This window comes from Pseudohongiella sp. SYSU M77423 (genome assembly GCF_029911965.1).
Classification (GTDB): Bacteria; Pseudomonadota; Gammaproteobacteria; order Pseudomonadales; family Pseudohongiellaceae; genus Pseudohongiella.
In genome coordinates this window covers 370,065-389,094 of sequence record NZ_JARYTH010000004.1, presented here as the reverse complement: position 1 = coordinate 389,094, position 19,030 = coordinate 370,065, and the positions used below count along the sequence as shown (strand labels likewise).

The 19,030-nt window shown below is 56.3% G+C and carries 18 protein-coding genes; 6 read left to right on the top strand and 12 right to left on the bottom strand.

The annotated features are described in order from the left end of the window. Positions 1-63: 63 nt before the first annotated feature. From QGM61_RS11350 to QGM61_RS11330, 5 genes are all read right to left on the bottom strand, one after another. The gene (locus tag QGM61_RS11350) at positions 64-432 is read right to left on the bottom strand and encodes a YciI family protein (RefSeq protein WP_237132701.1); all 369 of its coding nucleotides are present in this window, start codon (positions 430-432) and stop codon (positions 64-66) included. Next, complete coding sequence (locus tag QGM61_RS11345; RefSeq protein WP_281133050.1) at positions 429-1,229, bottom strand: VOC family protein; 801 nt, start codon at positions 1,227-1,229, stop codon at positions 429-431. Before QGM61_RS11345 ends, QGM61_RS11350 begins: the two co-directional genes overlap by 4 nt. Positions 1,230-1,272: 43 nt before the next feature. Beyond that, a complete protein-coding gene (locus tag QGM61_RS11340) occupies positions 1,273-1,647 on the bottom strand; it encodes a DUF1428 domain-containing protein (protein WP_281133049.1) in 375 nt (124 codons plus the stop codon). 88 nt (positions 1,648-1,735) lie between these two features. After that, the gene (locus QGM61_RS11335; RefSeq protein ID WP_281133048.1) at positions 1,736-3,013 is read right to left on the bottom strand and encodes an RNA polymerase sigma factor; all 1,278 of its coding nucleotides are present in this window, start codon (positions 3,011-3,013) and stop codon (positions 1,736-1,738) included. Between the two features lie 44 nt (positions 3,014-3,057). Next, positions 3,058-3,519 (bottom strand): GNAT family N-acetyltransferase, encoded by a 462-nt coding sequence (locus QGM61_RS11330; RefSeq protein ID WP_237132697.1) that lies wholly within the window; start codon positions 3,517-3,519, stop codon positions 3,058-3,060. Positions 3,520-3,655: 136 nt separating this feature from the next. Between QGM61_RS11330 and QGM61_RS11325 the strand changes: the two genes are divergently transcribed. Further along, positions 3,656-5,032, top strand: coding sequence for an MFS transporter (locus QGM61_RS11325; RefSeq protein ID WP_237132696.1), 1,377 nt, complete (start codon positions 3,656-3,658; stop codon positions 5,030-5,032). A gap of 22 nt (positions 5,033-5,054) precedes the next feature. On the opposite strand, the gene QGM61_RS11320 is transcribed toward QGM61_RS11325, so the two are convergent. Continuing rightward, positions 5,055-5,933 carry an alpha/beta hydrolase family esterase gene (locus QGM61_RS11320; protein WP_237132695.1) on the bottom strand — a complete coding sequence of 293 codons (879 nt, stop codon included), beginning with the start codon at positions 5,931-5,933 and terminating at the stop codon, positions 5,055-5,057. 205 nt (positions 5,934-6,138) lie between these two features. Between QGM61_RS11320 and QGM61_RS11315 the strand changes: the two genes are divergently transcribed. Continuing rightward, positions 6,139-6,834 carry a GDSL-type esterase/lipase family protein gene (locus QGM61_RS11315; protein ID WP_237132694.1) on the top strand — a complete coding sequence of 232 codons (696 nt, stop codon included), beginning with the start codon at positions 6,139-6,141 and terminating at the stop codon, positions 6,832-6,834. Between the two features lie 9 nt (positions 6,835-6,843). Continuing rightward, entirely contained in the window at positions 6,844-7,806 is a 963-nt protein-coding gene (locus QGM61_RS11310) for a homoserine kinase (RefSeq protein ID WP_281133047.1), read from the top strand. Here QGM61_RS11310 and QGM61_RS11305 read toward each other — a convergent pair. The 3 genes from QGM61_RS11305 to QGM61_RS11295 form a co-directional block, all read right to left on the bottom strand. Next, positions 7,803-9,437, bottom strand: coding sequence for a hypothetical protein (locus QGM61_RS11305; RefSeq protein WP_281133046.1), 1,635 nt, complete (start codon positions 9,435-9,437; stop codon positions 7,803-7,805). The two genes, QGM61_RS11310 and QGM61_RS11305, sit on opposite strands and share 4 nt — an antisense overlap. 2 nt (positions 9,438-9,439) lie before the next feature. Continuing rightward, entirely contained in the window at positions 9,440-10,948 is a 1,509-nt protein-coding gene (locus QGM61_RS11300) for a serine hydrolase domain-containing protein (protein ID WP_281133045.1), read from the bottom strand. Between the two features lie 146 nt (positions 10,949-11,094). Next, positions 11,095-12,321, bottom strand: coding sequence for an SGNH/GDSL hydrolase family protein (locus QGM61_RS11295; protein WP_281133044.1), 1,227 nt, complete (start codon positions 12,319-12,321; stop codon positions 11,095-11,097). 59 nt (positions 12,322-12,380) lie between these two features. Here QGM61_RS11295 and QGM61_RS11290 point away from each other — a divergent pair, with 59 nt between their 5' ends. After that, on the top strand, positions 12,381-13,058 hold the full coding sequence (locus tag QGM61_RS11290) for a class I SAM-dependent methyltransferase (protein WP_281133043.1): 678 nt from the start codon (positions 12,381-12,383) through the stop codon (positions 13,056-13,058). Between the two features lie 42 nt (positions 13,059-13,100). Here the strand turns inward: QGM61_RS11290 and QGM61_RS11285 are convergent, their stop codons facing one another. Next, positions 13,101-13,748, bottom strand: a complete 648-nt coding sequence (locus QGM61_RS11285) for a DNA-3-methyladenine glycosylase family protein (RefSeq protein ID WP_281133042.1) — start codon at positions 13,746-13,748, stop codon at positions 13,101-13,103. A gap of 210 nt (positions 13,749-13,958) precedes the next feature. On the opposite strand from QGM61_RS11285, the gene QGM61_RS11280 reads away from it, so the two are divergent. Continuing rightward, entirely contained in the window at positions 13,959-15,326 is a 1,368-nt protein-coding gene (locus QGM61_RS11280) for a cytochrome ubiquinol oxidase subunit I (RefSeq protein ID WP_281133041.1), read from the top strand. A 1-nt stretch (position 15,327) separates the two neighbouring features. Then, a complete protein-coding gene (locus tag QGM61_RS11275; RefSeq protein ID WP_281133040.1) occupies positions 15,328-16,320 on the top strand; it encodes a cytochrome d ubiquinol oxidase subunit II in 993 nt (330 codons plus the stop codon). An 85-nt stretch (positions 16,321-16,405) separates the two neighbouring features. Here QGM61_RS11275 and QGM61_RS11270 read toward each other — a convergent pair whose 3' ends face one another. Then, a complete protein-coding gene (locus QGM61_RS11270) occupies positions 16,406-17,503 on the bottom strand; it encodes an MBL fold metallo-hydrolase (protein WP_281133039.1) in 1,098 nt (365 codons plus the stop codon). A gap of 30 nt (positions 17,504-17,533) precedes the next feature. Continuing rightward, complete coding sequence (locus QGM61_RS11265; protein WP_281133038.1) at positions 17,534-19,012, bottom strand: M48 family metalloprotease; 1,479 nt, start codon at positions 19,010-19,012, stop codon at positions 17,534-17,536. Positions 19,013-19,030: the final 18 nt, after the last annotated feature.

The window sequence follows — 19,030 nt, the reverse complement described above, 5'->3', positions numbered from 1 at the left end:
CAGCAAGTCAGTTTGGTAGCTGAGGCACTATAACCCTAGTTTGCAGGCCAGCCAAGCCAGTGACTAGCGGGTATTCTCCGCCTCTCTGAGCTCACGTACAGGGCGGACTTCAATGCTGCCATAGCGGGCCGGCGGGATTTTTTCCGCCAGCCTGATGGCCTCATTCATGTCGCGCGCCTCCAGCATGTAAAAACCGGCCAGCTGCTCCTTGGTTTCGGCGAAAGGGCCGTCTGTCAAAGCCGCCTTGCCGTTGCGAACCCGGACAGTGGTAGCGGTATTCACTGATTGCAGAGGCGCTCCATCCAGGAAATGGCCATTCGACGTCAATGATCCCACACAGGCAATGCATTCCTGATTAAGCGAATCCCATTCCTGTTGCGACATCTGATTCATGATGTTTTCGTCGTAATACACCAGGCACAGGTACTTCATGCCGCGTTCCTCACGCCTATCAGACAGAACACGGCGCCCTGTGGGTCGGCACCGACAATCACGTATTCGCCACCCGGGATTTCCTCGGGGCCATGCATCAACTGTCCGCCCGCCGCCTTCACATGTTTCACTGCGACATCAATATCAACCACACGGAAGTAGTAGCTCCAGGTCGGCATGGGCATGTCAGGTGATTTCTGCATGATGGCGCCAATCATGCCACCATGTCGGATGAAGTCATAAGTGCCCATGTCGCCCATATCCATCTCGCCGTCTTTCTTCCAGCCAAAGTGCTTTCCGTAAAAGTCCCAGGCGCCCGCCTGATTTCCAGCACACAATTCATTCCAGGCGCAATGGCCGGGGCGCGGCTTGTCTGCTGCAAAGGCGAAGCTGGGTGTGTCGCTGGCAGCTGTCATCACGTAAAACGGCACGCCATCGGGATCGCCCACCATGGCCATGCGCCCCACACCGGGAATATCCTGAGCCGGCATCAATAACTGTCCGCCACTGGCCTGCATGCTGGCAACTGTTTCATCAACATTTTCTACAGCGATATAACCCAGCCAAACAGGACGGGCGCCACCTTCTACCATTTCAGGAGTCAGGGTCATAACGCCTGCCACCTCATGTCGACCATTACCATCTACATCGGCGGCTGACACCAGGTGATAGCTGATATCCGGCATCTGGCTGTCAACAAACTCCCAGCCCAGCATCGGCCCGTAAAACGCCTGCGCGGCGTTTGCGTCAGGTGTCAGCAATTCATACCAGACAAAATCTCCGTGTTTGTTCTGCATTTTCTGCTCCTTTCCTTAGTTGATAAATCGAGCCCGGAACGTCTCAATCTTTACCGAGTTTGACGACAGTCTCGAAGCCACCAAAAATCAGGCGCTTGCCGTCAAAAGGCATCGGGTTTTTTTCAGGATCCATGCGGGGGTCTGTGTGCATGATCTGTTCGATTTTTTTCATCCCGGCATTGCGGGCATCTCGATCGGGCCACTCGATAAAGGCAAAGCAGACGACCTCGTCTTCGGTGGCTTTCACAGCGCCATAAAAATCCGTGACTTTGCCTTTTGGAACATCGTCCTGCCAGCACTCCAGCACACGAATGGCCCCCGCCTCAATGAATATTTCATCAGCGGTCTTGGCATGAGCAATAAATTTCTCGCGATTGGCCTTTGGTACGGCCAGAACAAACCCGTCAATATATGACATAAACACGTGCTCCTGTTTTGAGTGTTTTTGATGTGTCTTTATATGCCTGTCGTGTCAGCTTTGTCCGATTCGACAGTTAACACTGTGTTTATTTCAAAATACTGTCAGGAGTGCCCAGTTCATTGAGGCGGCGCTGTAAAAATCGTTTTTCTGCACTGGCATTGGTTAACTCAATGGCTGACTGATAGGACAACCGGGCTTCATCATGACGACCCAGACGACGCAGTAAATCGGCCCGCGCGGCATGCAGAAGGTGATAACTGTCCAGCGCTCCATCTGCGCACAACTGGTCTATGCGTGCCAGCCCGGCCGCCTCACCGTCACGCATCGCGATAGCTACAGCGTGATTGAGTGCAACCACAGGCGACGGTTGCAGCGCCAGCAGTACACGGTACAGACCCGCGATCTCATGCCAGTCGGTATCTTCAGAGCTTGGGGCCTCGGCGTGCAGCGCAGCGATGGCTGCCTGCACTGCATAAGGCCCAGCCGGCCCCTGCGTTAGTGCCTTGCGGACCAGCATACAACCCTGAGCAATCTGGTGTTTATCCCAGCGGCTGCGGTCCTGCTCGTCCAGTGGCACCAGTTCGCCTGATTCTTTGTAGCGTGATGCGCGCCTGGCCTCATGCAACAACATCAGCGCCAGCAGACCTGTCACCTCGCTGGACGGAATGAGGTCCTGCAGTAACTGGGTCAGGCGAATCGCTTCGACCGCAAGCGCTTCCCGACTTTGATCGGGATCCTCTTGCGATGACAGGTATCCTTCGTTGAAAACCAGGTAGATAACCTGCAGCACTGCGCCCAACCGGTCTGGCAGATCGCGGGTCTGGGGTACTTCGTAAGGGATGCGGGCGTCGCGGATTTTGTTCTTGGCCCGCACAATGCGTTGCGCCAGTGTGGGCGTGGGTATCAGAAAGGCCGCTGCGATCTGCTCAGTCGTCAGACCGCAGACTTCGCGCAGCGTCAGTGCCACACGCGCTTCAGGCGACAGGGCCGGGTGGCAACAGGTAAAGATGAGTCTGAGCCGATCGTCTTCAATAGAAAGGTCGTCTGTCTGCTCATCATCAGCAACATCAAGCATTCTTACCAGTTCGTCGCTGGCATCGTCATGCCGCCGCCGCTTGCGAATCTGGTCGATGGCGCGGAACTTTGCCGCCGTCACCAGCCAGGCACGCGGGTTTTCGGGTACTCCGTCAGCAGGCCACTGTGCGACCGCAGCAGTAAACGCTTCATGCAGGGCATCCTCTGCCAGATCAAAATCACCATTGAGCAGGCGGATCAATGTTGCCATTGCCCGCCGTCGCTCGCGGCGATAAACCTGTTCAATCACATATGCGGTAGCCTGCGGGGCGATGTTGTGAGGGTCCATTTCACTCAAGCTGCCTGTGTCTGCTGACCTGGCGCGATATCAGCTCAGTTAAATTCCACACTCATGATGGTTACTGGCGTACCGTTGTATGGCTCGCGACTGAGTATCTGCCAGCCCAGCCCGGCATACAACTGCTCCTGGTCAGGGGTGTACAGATACAGTTTCTTCACGCCGTTGTCGCGCGCATGATCCATTATTCGTTTAACCAGAACGCTACCGATACCCTGTTTGCGATGTGCCGGTGCCACAAAAACACTGGCCAGCCAGGGTGTCAGCTCGGGGTGCGTGCTCATGTCCTCGGCCAGCATGGAGGCGGAACCCAACAATTCACCGTCGCGCTCCGCGACGAATGTGATCGGGATGACATCACCGCGCAAGTCACACTGCATTTCTTCGACACGGGCTTCGAAAGAACGTTCCGGATTGAGGTAGGACCATTCGGCATGATGCCATTTTGCCAGCGTCATCAAATGTTCCGGGCGATCCTTGAGAGAAATGATTTCCATAATAACTCCGTTTTTCTTTGCGCAGGACTATAACACGCTGTCTGCGAGGCGCGCTGCAATCGACTGTACTGGCAGAGGTGTTATGATACGCGCTGGCAGTTTGCCGCCATCCGCCCGACAGCAGGGAATCCGCGTTTTGTCACAGCACCCCCAGTCACGCGCCATCCTGGCCATGGTCCTTCTTAACTCCTTTGCGGTGCCATTGATGTTATCGGCTGCCAACGTCGCTCTGCCGGCCATGGGTGAAGATCTGACCATGACAGCTGTCGCAATGAGCTGGGTGCCGATGGCTTTCCTGATGGCCAGTACGATGTTTGTACTGATATTCGGTCGCCTCTCCGACCGCGTGGGTCGCAAGCGCATTTTCATGATCGGCACGGCGGCTGTCATTGCGTCCTCGATACTGACATCACTGGCGCCAACCGGGGAACTGCTGCTGGCGGCGCGCTTTCTGCAGGGTGTCAGCGCAGCGGCGCTGAACGCAACGCAAATGGCCATTGTCAGCTCGGCATTCCCCGCCAATCAGAGAGGGCGCTACATCGGCCTGGTGACCGCATCGATCTATATCGGGCTGTCAGTGGGTCCCTTACTGGGTGGTCTGGTGGTTGACCATGTCAGCTGGCGGGCTTCGTTTCTGGTTCATCTGCCTCTGGTGCTGGCCGTATTGGGACTGGGCCTGTTTTTTGTACACGACGAATGGCATGGTGAGACGGACACCCGTTTTGATGTGCCCGGAGCACTGGGCTGGATCGCCAGTATTGGTCTGTTCTGCCTGGCCATCTCCCGGCTGCCGGCCTGGGACAGCGTCGCCCTGCTGGCCGCAAGTGCCGTCACCATCACCCTGTTTTTGCGACATGCGCGCCGCTCACCGCATCCACTGTGGGACGTGAACCTTTTTTTCACCAATCGCACGTTTACGCTGTCGGCCGCGTCCGCATTAATCATGTACAGCGCCACCTACGCTAACGTGGTGCTTATGAGTCTGTATCTGCAGTCGGTAAAAGGCATGAGTGCCAGTCAGGCTGGCCTGATCATGATGGTGCAGCCGCTGACCATGGCCATCGGATCACCGATGATGGGCCGTCTCTCGGACCGGATTGAACCGCGCTGGCTGGCGTCGGCCGGCATGGCGCTGACTGCCTGCGGCCTGTTCATTCTGGCCACACTGCACCCGGACAGCAGCACGGCCCGTGTGGTCATCGCCCTGTTATTCACTGGCGGGGGTTTTGCGCTGTTCTCGTCACCCAATGTGAATGCCATTATGGGTTCTGTCGAACGACGTCACTATGGCAGCGCATCGGCGGCGGTCGCCACGACGCGAATGGTGGGTCAGCTGAACAGCATGGTGCTGGTAGCGCTGGTGGTGAGCCTGATCGTGGGAAATACCGTCATTAACGAGGACAGCATCCCTCAGTTGTCGCGCGCTATCGATGTGTGTTTTGCGATAGCCGGACTGGTCTGTTTGCCCGGCATCGCATTTTCACTCGCCCGGGGGCGGCTGCATCGTCAGTGATGACCGCCCCGGGCTTCGACCATCAGGGCTTGGGATGGTCGTAAAGCCATTCCACCAGCTGCGCGCCATAAGTATCTGACACGCTCGGCACGTGGGTACCGGCAGAAATCGTCCACAGCGCTACTGCGCCGCCGGCACGACAACCAACATCAAAAGTCATCACCCCGGTTTCATGACCCGGCAGGCTGGCATCCAGATCTCGCTGTTCGCGGGCGCGGCCCTGGGTGATACAGCCGTTGTAGCTGGCCCAGCGCTGCACGGAACCCATGGCGCTCGGATAGCGATTGCCCTGAATCTCACCGCCCTGATAAGCAATGGTCTGATCCGCGGTGCCGTGGATCTGCAGAATGTTCACCGCATGCTCGGGGGCCGGACGCTGTTCCAGATGATTGGCGCCCGCCAGGCTGACGATAGCCGCGATCTTGTCCGAGTGCTCATAGGCCATGCGATAGGACATGAAACCACCGTTGGAGTGGCCCACCAGATAGATGCGCTTGGGATCGACGTTGTACTCTGACTCCATGCGCTCGATGACGGACATAAGGTAGCCGCTGTCGTCGACGTCCGTACTGAAGAAGTTGCAGCAGGCATCTGAAGCGTTCCAGTAGGGGTTCTGGTCACCACCCGGTTCACGCGTTCCATTAGGTGCGACCAGCAGGAAACCGTAGTCATCAGCAATCGCGCTGAGCCCCATATAGCGGTCGGCGACGGTGCCGCTGGATGTGTAGCCATGCAGCAGCACGATCAGGGGCGCGGGAGTGTCTGACGAGTAGCCCTCGGGCACAGTGACTGGCAGCTCTCCTCGGCCGAGGTCGATGCTCTGGGCAGTCGCGAGGGAGGAAGTCAATGCGGTCATCAGAACGGAAACCGCAATCAGCACAAATTTGGGCAGACGAGGCATAGCAGGGAGCTCCTTGTTGTTTTGAGCGTTATTACTTTGAATAAGGATCGAGCGAACAATCATAACGGAGATGGATAATGGCAGCCAGCTCATGATCTGTGAATTGACACATGACTGCTTGCGGCCCGGCATAGGCGGCAGCTGGCAGACGCGCTACAATCATAAAAAACTAATAAGCGAGGATGCACCCGTGCCAGGAACCCTAGTGACAAAAACCTGTAAGTCCGCCCTGATGGCGTTTGCCGTGCTGTTTGCCAGCAATGGCTGGGCACAGGAACTGCCAGACCCGACCCGCTTTGAAGCGGCCATCGAACGTTTTGAAGCAGCCGATGCGCAAAACCCTCCTCCCGAGGATGCCATCGTACTGACTGGTAGCTCGTCCATCATGTACTGGAACGAGGATGCACCAGCTGACCTGGCGCCACTGACTGTCATCCCGCGCGGTTTCGGCGGCAGCGTCATGAACGACGTCGTGCATTACCTGGATCGCGTGGTGCTTAAGTACCAGCCCCGCGCCGTGCTGATTTACGAAGGCGACAATGACACCGGCCGCAACAACATCCCCAATGAGCAGATCATGCAGCAACTGGAGACGATCATTGATCGCATTCATGCGCAGCGCGAGGACACCCGGATCTACGTGTTGTCTGTCAAACCCAGTGTGGCACGGGTCGACAGCTGGCAGATTGCCTCGGAACTGAATCAGCGCTATCGCGCTCTCGCTGCCAGTGACCCACGCATACACTTTGTGGATGTGGCGACTCCCTTCCTGAAAGCGGACGGCACCGTGCGCACTGACATTTTTGTGGAAGACAATCTGCATCTGAATGAGACAGGATATGACATCTGGGCAGCGACGATTCGCGAGGCCTTGATGGACATAGAGGCGCAGTACGAGTAGAGCGATTGAATGTCAGTTTTCACGCCGCTGAGCGAAGAGGATATACGTTCCTTTCTTGAACCGTTTAACGTGGGCGAACTGGCACACTTTAAGGGCATCAGGGGCGGCAGTGAAAACACCAACTACTTTGTTGACACCCGCGGGCACGATGGCGAAATCAGCCATTTTGTCCTGACACTTGTAGAGCGTGGCCCGGTCAACGAGCTCCCATTCTTTGTCGAACTACTGGATTGCCTGCAGGCGGCCGGTTTGCCCGTACCGTTTTCGGTAGCAGATCGCAATGGCAGCGCACTGCACCGCCTGAAAAATCGCCCGGCGCTATTGCAGCCACGCCTGCCGGGCGAACACCCCTCGCAGCCTTCGCCGCTGCAATGCGCCGCGCTGGGCGAGCTGGTGGCGCGCATGCATCAGGCGACATCGCAATGTCCTCTGCAGCGCGATAACGACCGCGGACCGCGCTGGGTGCTGCAACAGGCTGGCAAACTGGCAGTCAGCCACTGGAAGAACGAAACGCCCTGGCTGCTGCCCGTACTGACGGAGCTGCAGCATTGGTATAATTCCGCGCCTACACTGCCCGAGACTGTCATTCATGGTGACCTGTTTCGTGACAACGCAATGTTGATCGATAATCAGATAACGGGCGTGATCGATTTCTACAATGCAGCCACCGGGTGGATGATCATGGATCTGGCGATCTGCGCCAACGACTGGTGCACCAGAGCGCTCGATTCAGGCGAACTGATTTTCCAGCCATTGCATGTGCAGTCGATGCTTGATGCCTATTCGCGCATACGCCCGCTCAGCTCTATAGAAACACGTTGCTGGCCAAAGGTTTTGCAGCTGGCGGCATTGCGTTTTTGGGTATCGAGGGAACAATACGCTCGCACACATCCGGCGCAGTCAGATGTGCTGATCAAGGACCCCGGCTATTTCAGGACGCTTTTTCAGCTTCACTCACTGCACGCCTCTTAGCGGATTTCGATCAGGCGCGGCTCAGAGAACCACCATTGATTGCCCTGGCGTGCGAACAGCTGGTACCGCTCGTCAGGTGCGGGCTTGACCAGTTGACTGTTGAAGGCTGGCAGTGGAACAGCGAATGCACGGTCAACAAACAGTACCCCCGTCTGAACGTCTGGCGCGGCAGAAAGCTGCCAACTCAGCAGGCCGCTATCGTATTGCGGTGCAATCTCCGCATTGACTGTAAGACCTGATGCTAGTTGACACTGCGCCTGCAGCTCATCTCGTGACATCAGCTCACCAGCATCATTAAAGATCAGCAGCTGATCGCCGGGAACCTGCTGCGCGTCCAGACAGTTTTGTGTCAACGAGACCCAGTTCAGGCCAAGACGCTCACTGACCCGCATCAGATCGCCCTGTATATAGTTCATCGGTACCAGCGCAGTCTGATCTGCCACGGCCGCAAAGCGGTCAAGCAGATAACGGGTAATTTTGTAGTCAGTCTGCGTCACAACTTCCTGACGATAGTCTCGTACCGCCAGCACCTGAATAAAAAATACGAACACAAATGCTGCAGCTGCATACTCCAGCTTAAACAGGTTTCGTGCGCGATGGTCACGACAGATGACAACCGCAGCGACAATTCCGAGAGCAACATCCATGGCAAAGAAAATTCGATCAGAGTGCAGTTGGTATTCTGCGATGCCGTGGGTTACCGCCAGACCTGGCAGTCCGAATAACAAAGCCAGCGCCACCAGCTTTAATGACAGCCGTGCATCGCTGATGAAAGCAATCAGCAATGCCAACAGGATGAGCCAGCGACTGCTGAGGTAGAAACCAATAAATTCCAGCCAGGCACCCGCACCGATATTCCAGAAGCCTGCAAAGTAACTGCCCTCTCCGCCAACATCCAGTTGCATGCCCAGCATGTGCCCGCGCCACAGCCAGTAAATCAGTGTGACCATCAATGCGCCGCCCGCCAGGACCCACTGCTTGCGCTGCCAGGCCAGCAGCAGTATGACGGGCAACAGCATCAGATAGACTTCTTTGGATAGCAGCGCAAGAAACAGCAATCCACAGACCGCCAGCCACGAAAGATAGTCGGATTTTTCAGACGCTGGTTTTCTAATCAGAACAAGCAGAGCCAGCAGCGCAAATATTCCCCCGATCAGGTAGTGCATGGTGTAGAAACGACTCAGCAGGGTGGGCAGTGACAGCAAGGATGTCATCAGCAGAATCGTCAACCAGCCTGCCTGTGTGTTGTGCCCATCAGACTGAGCTTCAACATTATGTGTGAGCCGTGACGCTAACGTAGCTGCCAATGCGATAACCAGACTCATACAGGCCACCATGAAGGCGAGGAAGAACAAGGGCCGCATTGGAAACAGCAGGGATACCCAGCGATAAATTGTCATCGGGATGGGCGTGTAGTTTGCCACGGACAGCTCCCGATAGACTTCGGGCTGCAGGTATGGCTGAAGCCCACCGTAGTCCAGCGCTACACGCATCAGGTGGGAGTCATCACCTGAGAAAACGACCCAGGACAGAAAAGGCAGAAACACCAGGCATGCCAGAAGACTGACAGCCCAGTACACAAGGAATGGTGGAAGTTTTGCAAGCAACTCCCGGGGAAGCGAGCTGATCAAGATTATTGCGCCCCCTGAGAAACTGCATCAAGCACAGACTCGGTCAGCTGCCAGATGGGACGGGGCCCGCTGGTGGTCACCCCCATGCGCACAACAATCAGATCGTGATCCGGGACCACGACTACATTCTGTCCTTCAAACCCGGACAGATAATAGGTATTGGCCGGCAGATTGGGTAAGGGTCGGTCCGCCGGGTCATCGGGCGCGCCTGCGTTCAGCCAAAGCTGAATACCGTACTGCCCCTGGTCAGCTGAACTTGCAGGTGTCACGCTATAGTCGACCCAGCCTTCGGGGAGAATCTGCTCACCATTCCACCGCCCGTCCTGCAGATACAGCAGGCCTATCTTGGCCCAGTCACGAGGTGTTGCGTACATGTAGGACGAACCCACAAAGGTGCCACTGGCATCGGGTTCAATCACCGCCGAGCGCATACCCAGTTTGCTGAACAGTCGCTCCTGGGGAAAGTTGAAATACTCCTGAAAGCCATCGAAGGCCTGGCGGTGTGTACGTGCGATGATATTGGTTGTGCCGCTGGAATAATAAAAAGTGCTACCGGGCTCTTGTGCAAGTGGCTGATCGATTGCATAAGCTGCCGTATCACCTGTTGTATAGAGCATCAGAATGACGTCAGACATTGATCCGGCAGTGTAGACTTCGGAGTACTCCAGACCGCTGGACATCTGCAGCAGATTCTCCAGCGTGATCTGGCGGCGCGGGTCATCTGCGGATTGCCATTCTGGAATGCCCGGGGGCGCATCAACATCAAAAATACCTTCTTCAACCAGCATTCCGGTCAGTGCTGCAGTGACAGTCTTGGTCATGGACCAGCCCAGTTGCGGCATCTGTGCATTAAACGGCTCGGCATACTGCTCGGCGATTATTTTGCCTTCGTGAATGACCAGCACGGCGCGAGTATTGATGTTCTGATTCGCCTCGATATCCTCAAAGGCCTGGTCAACGGCGGCATCGATGGCGTCAAGATCCACCCCGGGCAGCGCTGTGGGCAGCACCACGCTATCACCGAGGGGCCATTCAGCGTCCGAGGCGGCAGGTTTTTCGGGATAAAGTGCCGGGTCGAATTGCGCCTGCAGTACTTCAACAGAGGTATTTTTAACCAGCGTGCAACCCAGGTGTTCCCGGTACAGTGCCTGTACAGTCTGTCCTGCACCCGCACCCGTCACCAGGTCGCCATCAATCGAGAAAGTAAAATCCACACCTGCGGCAGAAGCATTGCTCAGCTCCTGCGCCATCACATGTTCAATGGCTCTTCCACCGACCAGCACTGATGAGCACAATCGCTTGACGGCACTGCCCAGAGAAATCTCTACATTCAACGCTTCCTGCGCTGCCATCTGGGGAGTTGAGGCCGCTTCCTGCGTGGCCTCCTGCAGAGCATCGACAGCACCTGAAGTTGTTTCCTCGCTGCCTGAGATCACTGTCTCCGTTGGCTCCGAACAGGCAACAAGCCCGACGGCCAACAAGAGTGTCAGTCCTGGATAGGCGTTGCGCATAGACAATTCTCCGACTTTTATTTTAGGAATATCTGCAAGTTACCCTGTGTCGCCCGGGGGTACAAGTGCCCTGGGGGTACCTGTGCCCTTTTGGGTACAAGTGCCCTTGGGGTACAAGTGCCCTTTGGGTAAACACAAACGAGCCTTTACCTGAAAATGCCCAGATCGATGCTGTCGGCCATCGCCTTGTACCCTGCATCATTGGGGTGCAGGTTGTCCGACGTGAAGCTGGCGGGCAATCGACCCGGATTCTGCGGGTCTCCCATCGCCCGATCAAAATCAATTACGGCGTCAAAGGCGCCGGAGCTGCGAATCCAGTCATTCACCTGCTGGCGCTTGGCCTCGCCCTCTTCCGTGTAATACCCGGCTCCGGCAAACGGTGTCAGCGTTGCGCCAATAATGATTATGCCACGGGCTTTGGCACGCGCGATGATCTGACGATAACCGGCAATGATCTGTTCCGGGGTAACTTCCTGATCCGTGGCAAGACTGACTGACATACCGATGTCGTTGATGCCCTCCAGCAAGACAATATGGCTGACACCACTGAGCGCCAGCACATCGCGTTCAAATCTTGCCTGGAGGTTTTCACCGAATATTTCAGCGCGCTCATGCAACACTCGATTGCCGCTAATGCCGGCATTGGCAATTGCATACTGCGGCATGTCGCTATCGGCTCGCAGGCGGGCCAGAAACTGATCCGGCCAGCGCAGATTGGCATCCAGTGTTGAACCAACCCCATCAGTAATCGAATCGCCGACGGTGACAATGGTGCTGACCGATTCATCGGCAAGCACGTCAATCGCTCTCAGGAAATGCCAGACTTCAAAGGTTTCTGCACCATCGGGCAGTTGCAGTTCTGTGGTGGCATCACCCGCAAGCAGGTAGTTGGTCTGCAGGCCTACGCGATGGGTGGTGGCGTTGCCTGAGCCCTGCGGCAAATAGATGCTTACCGCCAGCTCATCAAGATCGCTCACGTTAAGCCCAACCGGGTCACTGATCGCCACCGCACCACGTGCCACATTAAAATGAGAGTTTCCCGAGAAGGTCACTTCTTGCAAGGTTCCGGGCCTTAACGCGCCATCGCCCGCGTGCAGGGCGACGGTCATCGCACCAATCGCCAGAGGTTTATTGCCATGCGCATTCGACACACGGAGGCGGATGGACTCACCCGTAGCAGTCACCCTGACAATCTGCCTGAGGGTCTGGTTATGAAAAGCATCTTCCGCATCTGGTGACGGCAGCAGGGTGCTTGGACTCATTGTCCAGGCAGTCACCCAGTGTGCATCATGGGGCTGCGCCACCGCCGTCAATGTGACGACCAGCGTTAGCAACAGGCCAGACAGGGTGGTCATGAGGTGGCGTCGAGTCATCACTGGTTTCCTTTTTTGCTCTTATTTTTGGTGCTGTTTTTGGTGGTATAGTGCCACGCATGAAGGAATCTCACGAAACCCGCATTATCGACTCCTGGCGCAAAAATGCTACGCCGTGGGCTCGTGCGGTGCAAGCACAGACGATCGCCAGTCGCCGCCTGGTGACAAATGATGCCGTGATCAGTGCGGTGCTGGACTGCAAGCCGACGTCGGTACTGGACACAGGTTGCGGCGAAGGCTGGCTGACACGCCAGCTCAGCCCGCTGGTTGGCAGCGTTACCGGCATTGATGCCATTCCCGAACTGATAACAGAAGCACGACGTCACTCTGCCCATCGCTTTGAGGTCATGACATATGATGAACTGGCCAGCGGAGCCCTGGAGCTCACGGTAGACCTGATGGTCTGCAACTTTTCGCTGCTTGGCAAGGAGTCAGGCAGTGCAGTCGTAACTGCCGCTCAGACGCTGCTTCGACCTGGCCGGCATCTGGTGATACAGACTCTGCATCCGCTGATGGCCTGCGGCGATGCCGCCTATCAGGATGGCTGGCGCGAGGGTTCATGGCTGGGCTTTGATAAGACCTTCACGGACCCGGCACCTTGGTATTTCCGCACCCTGGAAAGCTGGGTCGCGCTGGTCAATACGGGCGGCTTGAGACTGGTTTCCGTGCGCGAGCCGTTAAACCCCGAGACAGGCCTGCCCGCATCACTGATACTCACCTCGCAGCGAACTGGGTGAAGAGCGCGTTACGCGTCAGTTCCCGAACAAAAGGCGACTGACTCAGCCCGGCTGCCTTAGCTCATTCAGGCGCGTCGCCTGCCACAGATACCATGTTGATGCGCTGCGATGTGGACGCCAGCATTCCCCGTGCTCAAGCAAATCCCGCGGGGAAGGCATCTCAGCCAATCGATAGGCAAGCATGAATCCTTTGCGGACACCCAGGTCATCCACCGGCAGCACATCGGCCCGGCCCAGTTGAAACAGAAGAAACATTTCTGCCGTCCAACGCCCGATTCCACGTACCTTGACCAAAGACTGCACGACCTGCTCATTGTCCATGTCGATCAGCTCGGGCAATGGCGGAAGCGCACCGGTCACTACGTTGCGGGCAAGATCGACCACTGCCAGTGCTTTCGCTCGCGACAGGCCGACGGCACGTAGCGAGGTTTCGGGTGTTTCCAGTACACGCACGGGATCCGGTGCCTGATCCGGGTCACCGTACAGCTCACAGAAGCGTCGATAGATTGTCGCTGCCGCCTTGACTGACAGCTGCTGTGCGGTGATCGCATCGACCAGGGTACCAAACAGATCATCCACCTGCTTGACCGGGACCCGCAGCGGCCCTACCAGTTTGATCAGGCCTGCCATGACCGGGTCGGCCTTTTTCAGGTGACGAACAGCTGCCTGCGCGTTGATGGTTGCTTTCATGAAGGAATACCGGATGTCCGTGTCTGTCGCTTAGTCACCAGTCGGTTTTCTCATGGGATCGTACACCGTTATTGTGTGGCTCCGCAGCTTTTACATCTACACCGCAAGCTGTCTTTGAATTTCATATCGCCAGAATTATTGGCATACTCACCAAGAGACCTCCCTCACACGTCTGGCAGGCATGTCAGACGCACACCGAAGGCGACGCGTATGATTGAATTTGACCCATACTTGCTAGCCAGAGCCCAGTTTGCGGCTAATATCAGCTTTCATATCCTGTTCCCTTCCATCACCATCGGCCTGGGCTGGATCCTGCTGTTCTTTCGCCTGCGCTACACATACACGGGCGACCAGCATTGGGAGAACGCTTACCACTTCTGGGTCAAGATATTTGCCCTGTCGTTTGCCATCGGCGTTGTGTCTGGTATCACGATGAGCTTTCAGTTTGGCACCAACTGGCCCGGCTTCATGGAACGTGCCGGAAACATTGCCGGGCCACTGCTGGGTTACGAGGTACTGACGGCATTCTTTATGGAGGCAACCTTCCTGGGCGTGATGCTGTTTGGCAAGAGCCGGGTTTCCAATCGCATGCACGTCATTGCCTGCGCGCTGGTAGCCGTCGGCACTACGCTGTCGGCGTTCTGGATACTCAGCCTGAATTCCTGGATGCAGACTCCGACCGGTTACACGATGATTGATGGCGTCTTCCATGTCGAGAGCTGGATGGCTGTCATTTTTAATCCCTCGTTTCCGTATCGCCTGGCGCATATGATGGTCGCCTCCATGCTGACCGCCACCTTCCTGGTGATGGGGATCAGCGCCTGGCGCATGAAGCGGAAAGTTGACGGCCCGGCCACCGCCAAGATCTTCCGCGCCATGGTGGCAACCGCGATGATCCTGGCACCGCTTCAGGTTGTTGTTGGCGACCTGCACGGCCTCAATACCCTCGAACACCAGCCGGCCAAGGTGGCAGCGATGGAAGGCATCTGGGAGACACAGCGTGGCGCGCCGTTAACACTGTTCGGTTTTCCAGATGAAGAAACCCGCAGCACACGTTTTGCCATCGAAATCCCCAAAGCCGCCAGCTACATTCTGACGCACGACCTCGACGGCGAGATCCTGGGGCTCAATGAATTTGCTGGCGAACACCCGCCAGTGGCACCCGTGTTCTGGGCGTTTCGCGTCATGGTGGGCATGGGAGTGCTGATGATCCTAGTTGCCTGGTGGGCCGGGTGGGTGCTGTTCAAACAGCGCCGCTCTCCTGGCCCCGCTCTGCTGACAGCAACATCCGTAATGACATTTTCTGGCTGGGTAGCTGTTCTCGCAGGCTGGTATGTCACCGAAATTGGCAGGCAACCGTGGATTGTCTACGGGATGCTGAACACCGCCGACCTGGTTGCAGACCACAGCAGCGGTGTCATGCTTGGCACTTTCATGGGTTACATGGCCCTCTACATTTTCGTCATGATCTCCTACATCGCCACCTTGAGGTATATGGCTACCAAACCTGCTGCCTCGCTTTTGGCACTCAGGCAACTGGGTGGATACGAAGCCAACCAACAGAGACAGGAGGCGTAATATGGAAACCTGGCTGCCCTTATTCTTTGCAGGTGCCATGGGCCTTGCCCTTCTGATATATGTAATCCTGGATGGCTATGACCTGGGCATAGGCCTGCTGTTGCCGCTGGCCAGTGATAGTGAAAAAGATCTGATGATTGCTTCAATAGGACCCTTCTGGGATGCCAATGAGACCTGGATCGTACTGGGCATTGGCATTCTGTTAATTGCCTTCCCACAGGCACATGGCGAGATACTCACGGCCATGTACATTCCAGTGACTCTGATGTTGATGGGCCTGGTGTTGCGCGGCATTGCCTTCGACTTTCGTGCCAAGGCGGTCTCTGATAAAAAAGAGATGTGGAACCTTATATTCTCATTTGGCTCACTTATCACTGCCTGCTCACAAGGCTGGATGTTGGGCACCTATATCACTGGACTGGCTGAAACCGGCCTGAGCTGGCTTTTCTCGATACTGATTGCACTTACCTTGCCCGCGCTTTATGTGCTTTTGGGTGCTGCCTGGCTGCTGATCAAGACGGAAGGCGAACTGTTTGACAAGGCCATGCGCTGGGCAGCACGAGCCATTCTGCCGATGGGTGTTGCGCTGCTGTTGGTGTCTATCGCAACACCGCTCGTCAGCCAGACAATCGCTGACAAGTGGTTCAGCTACCCCAATGGACTGATGCTGCTGCCCATTCCGGTGCTGAGTACGCTGACTTATGGCTGGATGATGTTTTTGCTGTATAGACAACACGCACTGCGTGAGGGCCGCGAATGGCTACTGTTCGCGGGACTGATCGTACTCTGTCTGCTGGCCGCACTTGGACTGGCCTACAGCATTTTGCCCGACATCATTATCGGCCAGATGACGATTTGGGAATCGGCCGCCAGCACTCCGTCGCTGCTATTCACGTTCTGGGGAACTGCCATCGTGCTGCCAGCTATTCTTGGCTACACATTCTTTGTCTACCGAATTTTTCGCGGAAAAACTTCTGAGCTCACCTACGAATAGCCATCACGGAACAGAGGTGCAACTGGACAGCAGGTGTCAGGTGTAGCCCCTGTTTACAGAGGCTACACCTGATACTGCAATATTCTCAGGGCTGGCCATCCTGCTCATCCAGCAGCTGATAGATACGGCGTATCGCGCGCGGGTCCGCACCGGGCTCGCGCAACTGCGGGTAGTTGTTGCTGTGTCCCGTCAGGTCGATGGCAGTTGCGGCCTCCTCGAACGTAAGGCCCTGGGCTTTAAGTTCGGCAGTTCGCTGCCAGAGATCGCGCATGTAAGCCTGCAGATCATCAATGCGATCCTTGCCCTGAACAACCGGCCCATGACCGGGGAGTATGGTGTCAAAATCCAGCGCCTTGAGACGCTCCAGTGCATCCGGCCACTCATTGAGGTAGGCATCACCCATATAAGGAATACCCGGCACCATCAGATCGCCTGTGTAAACCAGTCGCTCATCTGGCAGAAACACCACAACATCGCCACCTGTGTGTCCCCGACCCAGGTGAACGATCTGGATTTCCCGCCCGCCACCATCGACGGTCTGGTAGATGGTCATTTTGTCGTCAACCGTAATGTTCGGTGGAGTTGGCACTATCTCCTGAGACGATTCATAGTGTGCCTGCTGCATGGAAATGCGAGCACGCAACTCCTCGGTACGCGCCGGGTCGCTTGTCTGCGCGAGCTCAGCGCGCATGTTTTCAATCTGGTCCGGCACGCTCTCAGTAAAACTCAGGAAGGTAGACTCTTCCAGCACATTGCCGAGTTCGCCGGAGAGTTTCTGTCGCGTATAGGGGTGTCCGATTATTTCCACTTCCTGCGGAAATACCTGATTGCCGTGTGCGTGATCAAAGTGATAATGGGTATTGACGAGGTAGCGCACCGGCTTGTCGCTGACCGACTTGATCGCATCCAGAAGCGCCATGCCGGCATTGGGTGTGACATGAGAGTCCACGACCAGCAAATCATGTTCACCTTCAATGAGCATGGCATGGCTCATCACGTTTACTGTGCCCGTGCCAACTACGTGATAGATGTCATCCCTGACGGGAGTGAATGTGTGCGTTCGGGTGGTAATGGCTCCAGTCGAAGAGCCATCCTGTGCAGTACTGATACTGATCAATGCCAGCAAAGATACTGCTGCCGAAGTGCCGAATAGCGATGCCTTAATCCAGTTTCTTGTTGTCATTGTCAAATCCCTGGCTCTCAAGAACCATTTTTATTGCAGAATTTTTATCCATTCGCCCGGCTCCGGGGTACCAATCGGATAGTAACCGTTCAACAGCCGCAGCGTCTCTTCGGGATACTGACTGATCGGGCTGCGCGCCGCCAGTGCCGCCCAGTCAAAACCAGTGGTCACCTGTACGTAGCGGACCTGCAGTCCGGTACTGCCGGCACGCTCATTCATCTGTATGGCGCGGAACGTACGAATAGAGGACAGTAATAGCCGGTCGAGTTCATCGACTTTTTCAGGGTCTGTCACCTGTGCTCTGAAGACGAATACTCGTGGCCCCAGATAAATGGCTGCAACCCGCTCGTGATGGCCTGATTCGTTGGTATGCGTACCGGTGTAACCCAGCAGCCGATACTGCGACAACGCCTCAGAACGCTGCAGGTCTTCAATGCCCAAATTCTCACGGATAAAGAGACGTGGCTCCTTGTTCTCCTGCATACGCTGGGCTTCGACACGAATGCTGGCTGAGCCGTCAGCGGCGCTTGCCTGCACTGTAGTAGGTGTCTCGCGAATCTCCCACTGATCGGGAAAGACCATGGTGTAGCTGAGCAGATCCTGGTAATAACGATTGCGATCGCCTGTGCGAACCGTGTTTTCACCAAACGGCAGGCCATCTATCTGTTGGCGGAAAACCGAGGGATCACTTTCGCGAAGCTGCGCATCATCCACCGTTCCGGCCTGTGCAACCGCCTGCTGCAGTCGAATATCATTACGCGGGTGCGTGGTAAACAGACCATGGTAGGTGGGTTGGCGCTGAGCCACCCGCACATTGAAGTCTTCCTGGTTCTTGAGCACGGAAAGTACATCGATCATGGCGCGCGGATTGTAGCCGGCATTGCGAAGATATTCGGCACCCAGACTGTCGGCCTCCAGTTCGTTCTCGCGGCCAAAGCCACTGACACCGGCTGCCGCCCAGATAGAACCAATCTGCGCCAGTTCCGAGCCGATGTAACCACTGCCAGTGGCAACCGCAGCAACGACGCCACCTACTGTTGCGGCAGTGTTTGCGAGCCGGCCGCGTGCCTGCTGTTGAATGGCGTGCCGCGCCGTGATGTGTCCAATCTCATGGGCCAGGACTGCAGCCAGCTCGTCTTCAGATTTCAGATAGAGCAACAGTCCGCGATTGATGTAAACGTAGCCACCCGGCAAGGCAAAGGCATTGATCTCCGGGCTGTCGATAACAGTGAAGGTATATTCCAGGTCTGGCCTGTGGCTGGTCGCGGCGACACGCTGCCCGACTTCGGTGACGTAGGCGTTCAGAGCTTCGTCTTCCATGACACGCATGGAGGCCAGCACTTTTTCATGCTCTTCCTTGCCAATTTCCAGCTCCCGGTTTTCAGTCATCAAAACCAGGTTGCCCTGACCCGTCGCCGGGTTGATGGCACAGCCCTGCAGACTTGCCGCTGCTAGCAGAGCCCCCAGAATTGCTATCTTTGTCTTGCCAACTACTGCGAATGGCTTCATGAACTGCCCCGTCCTGTA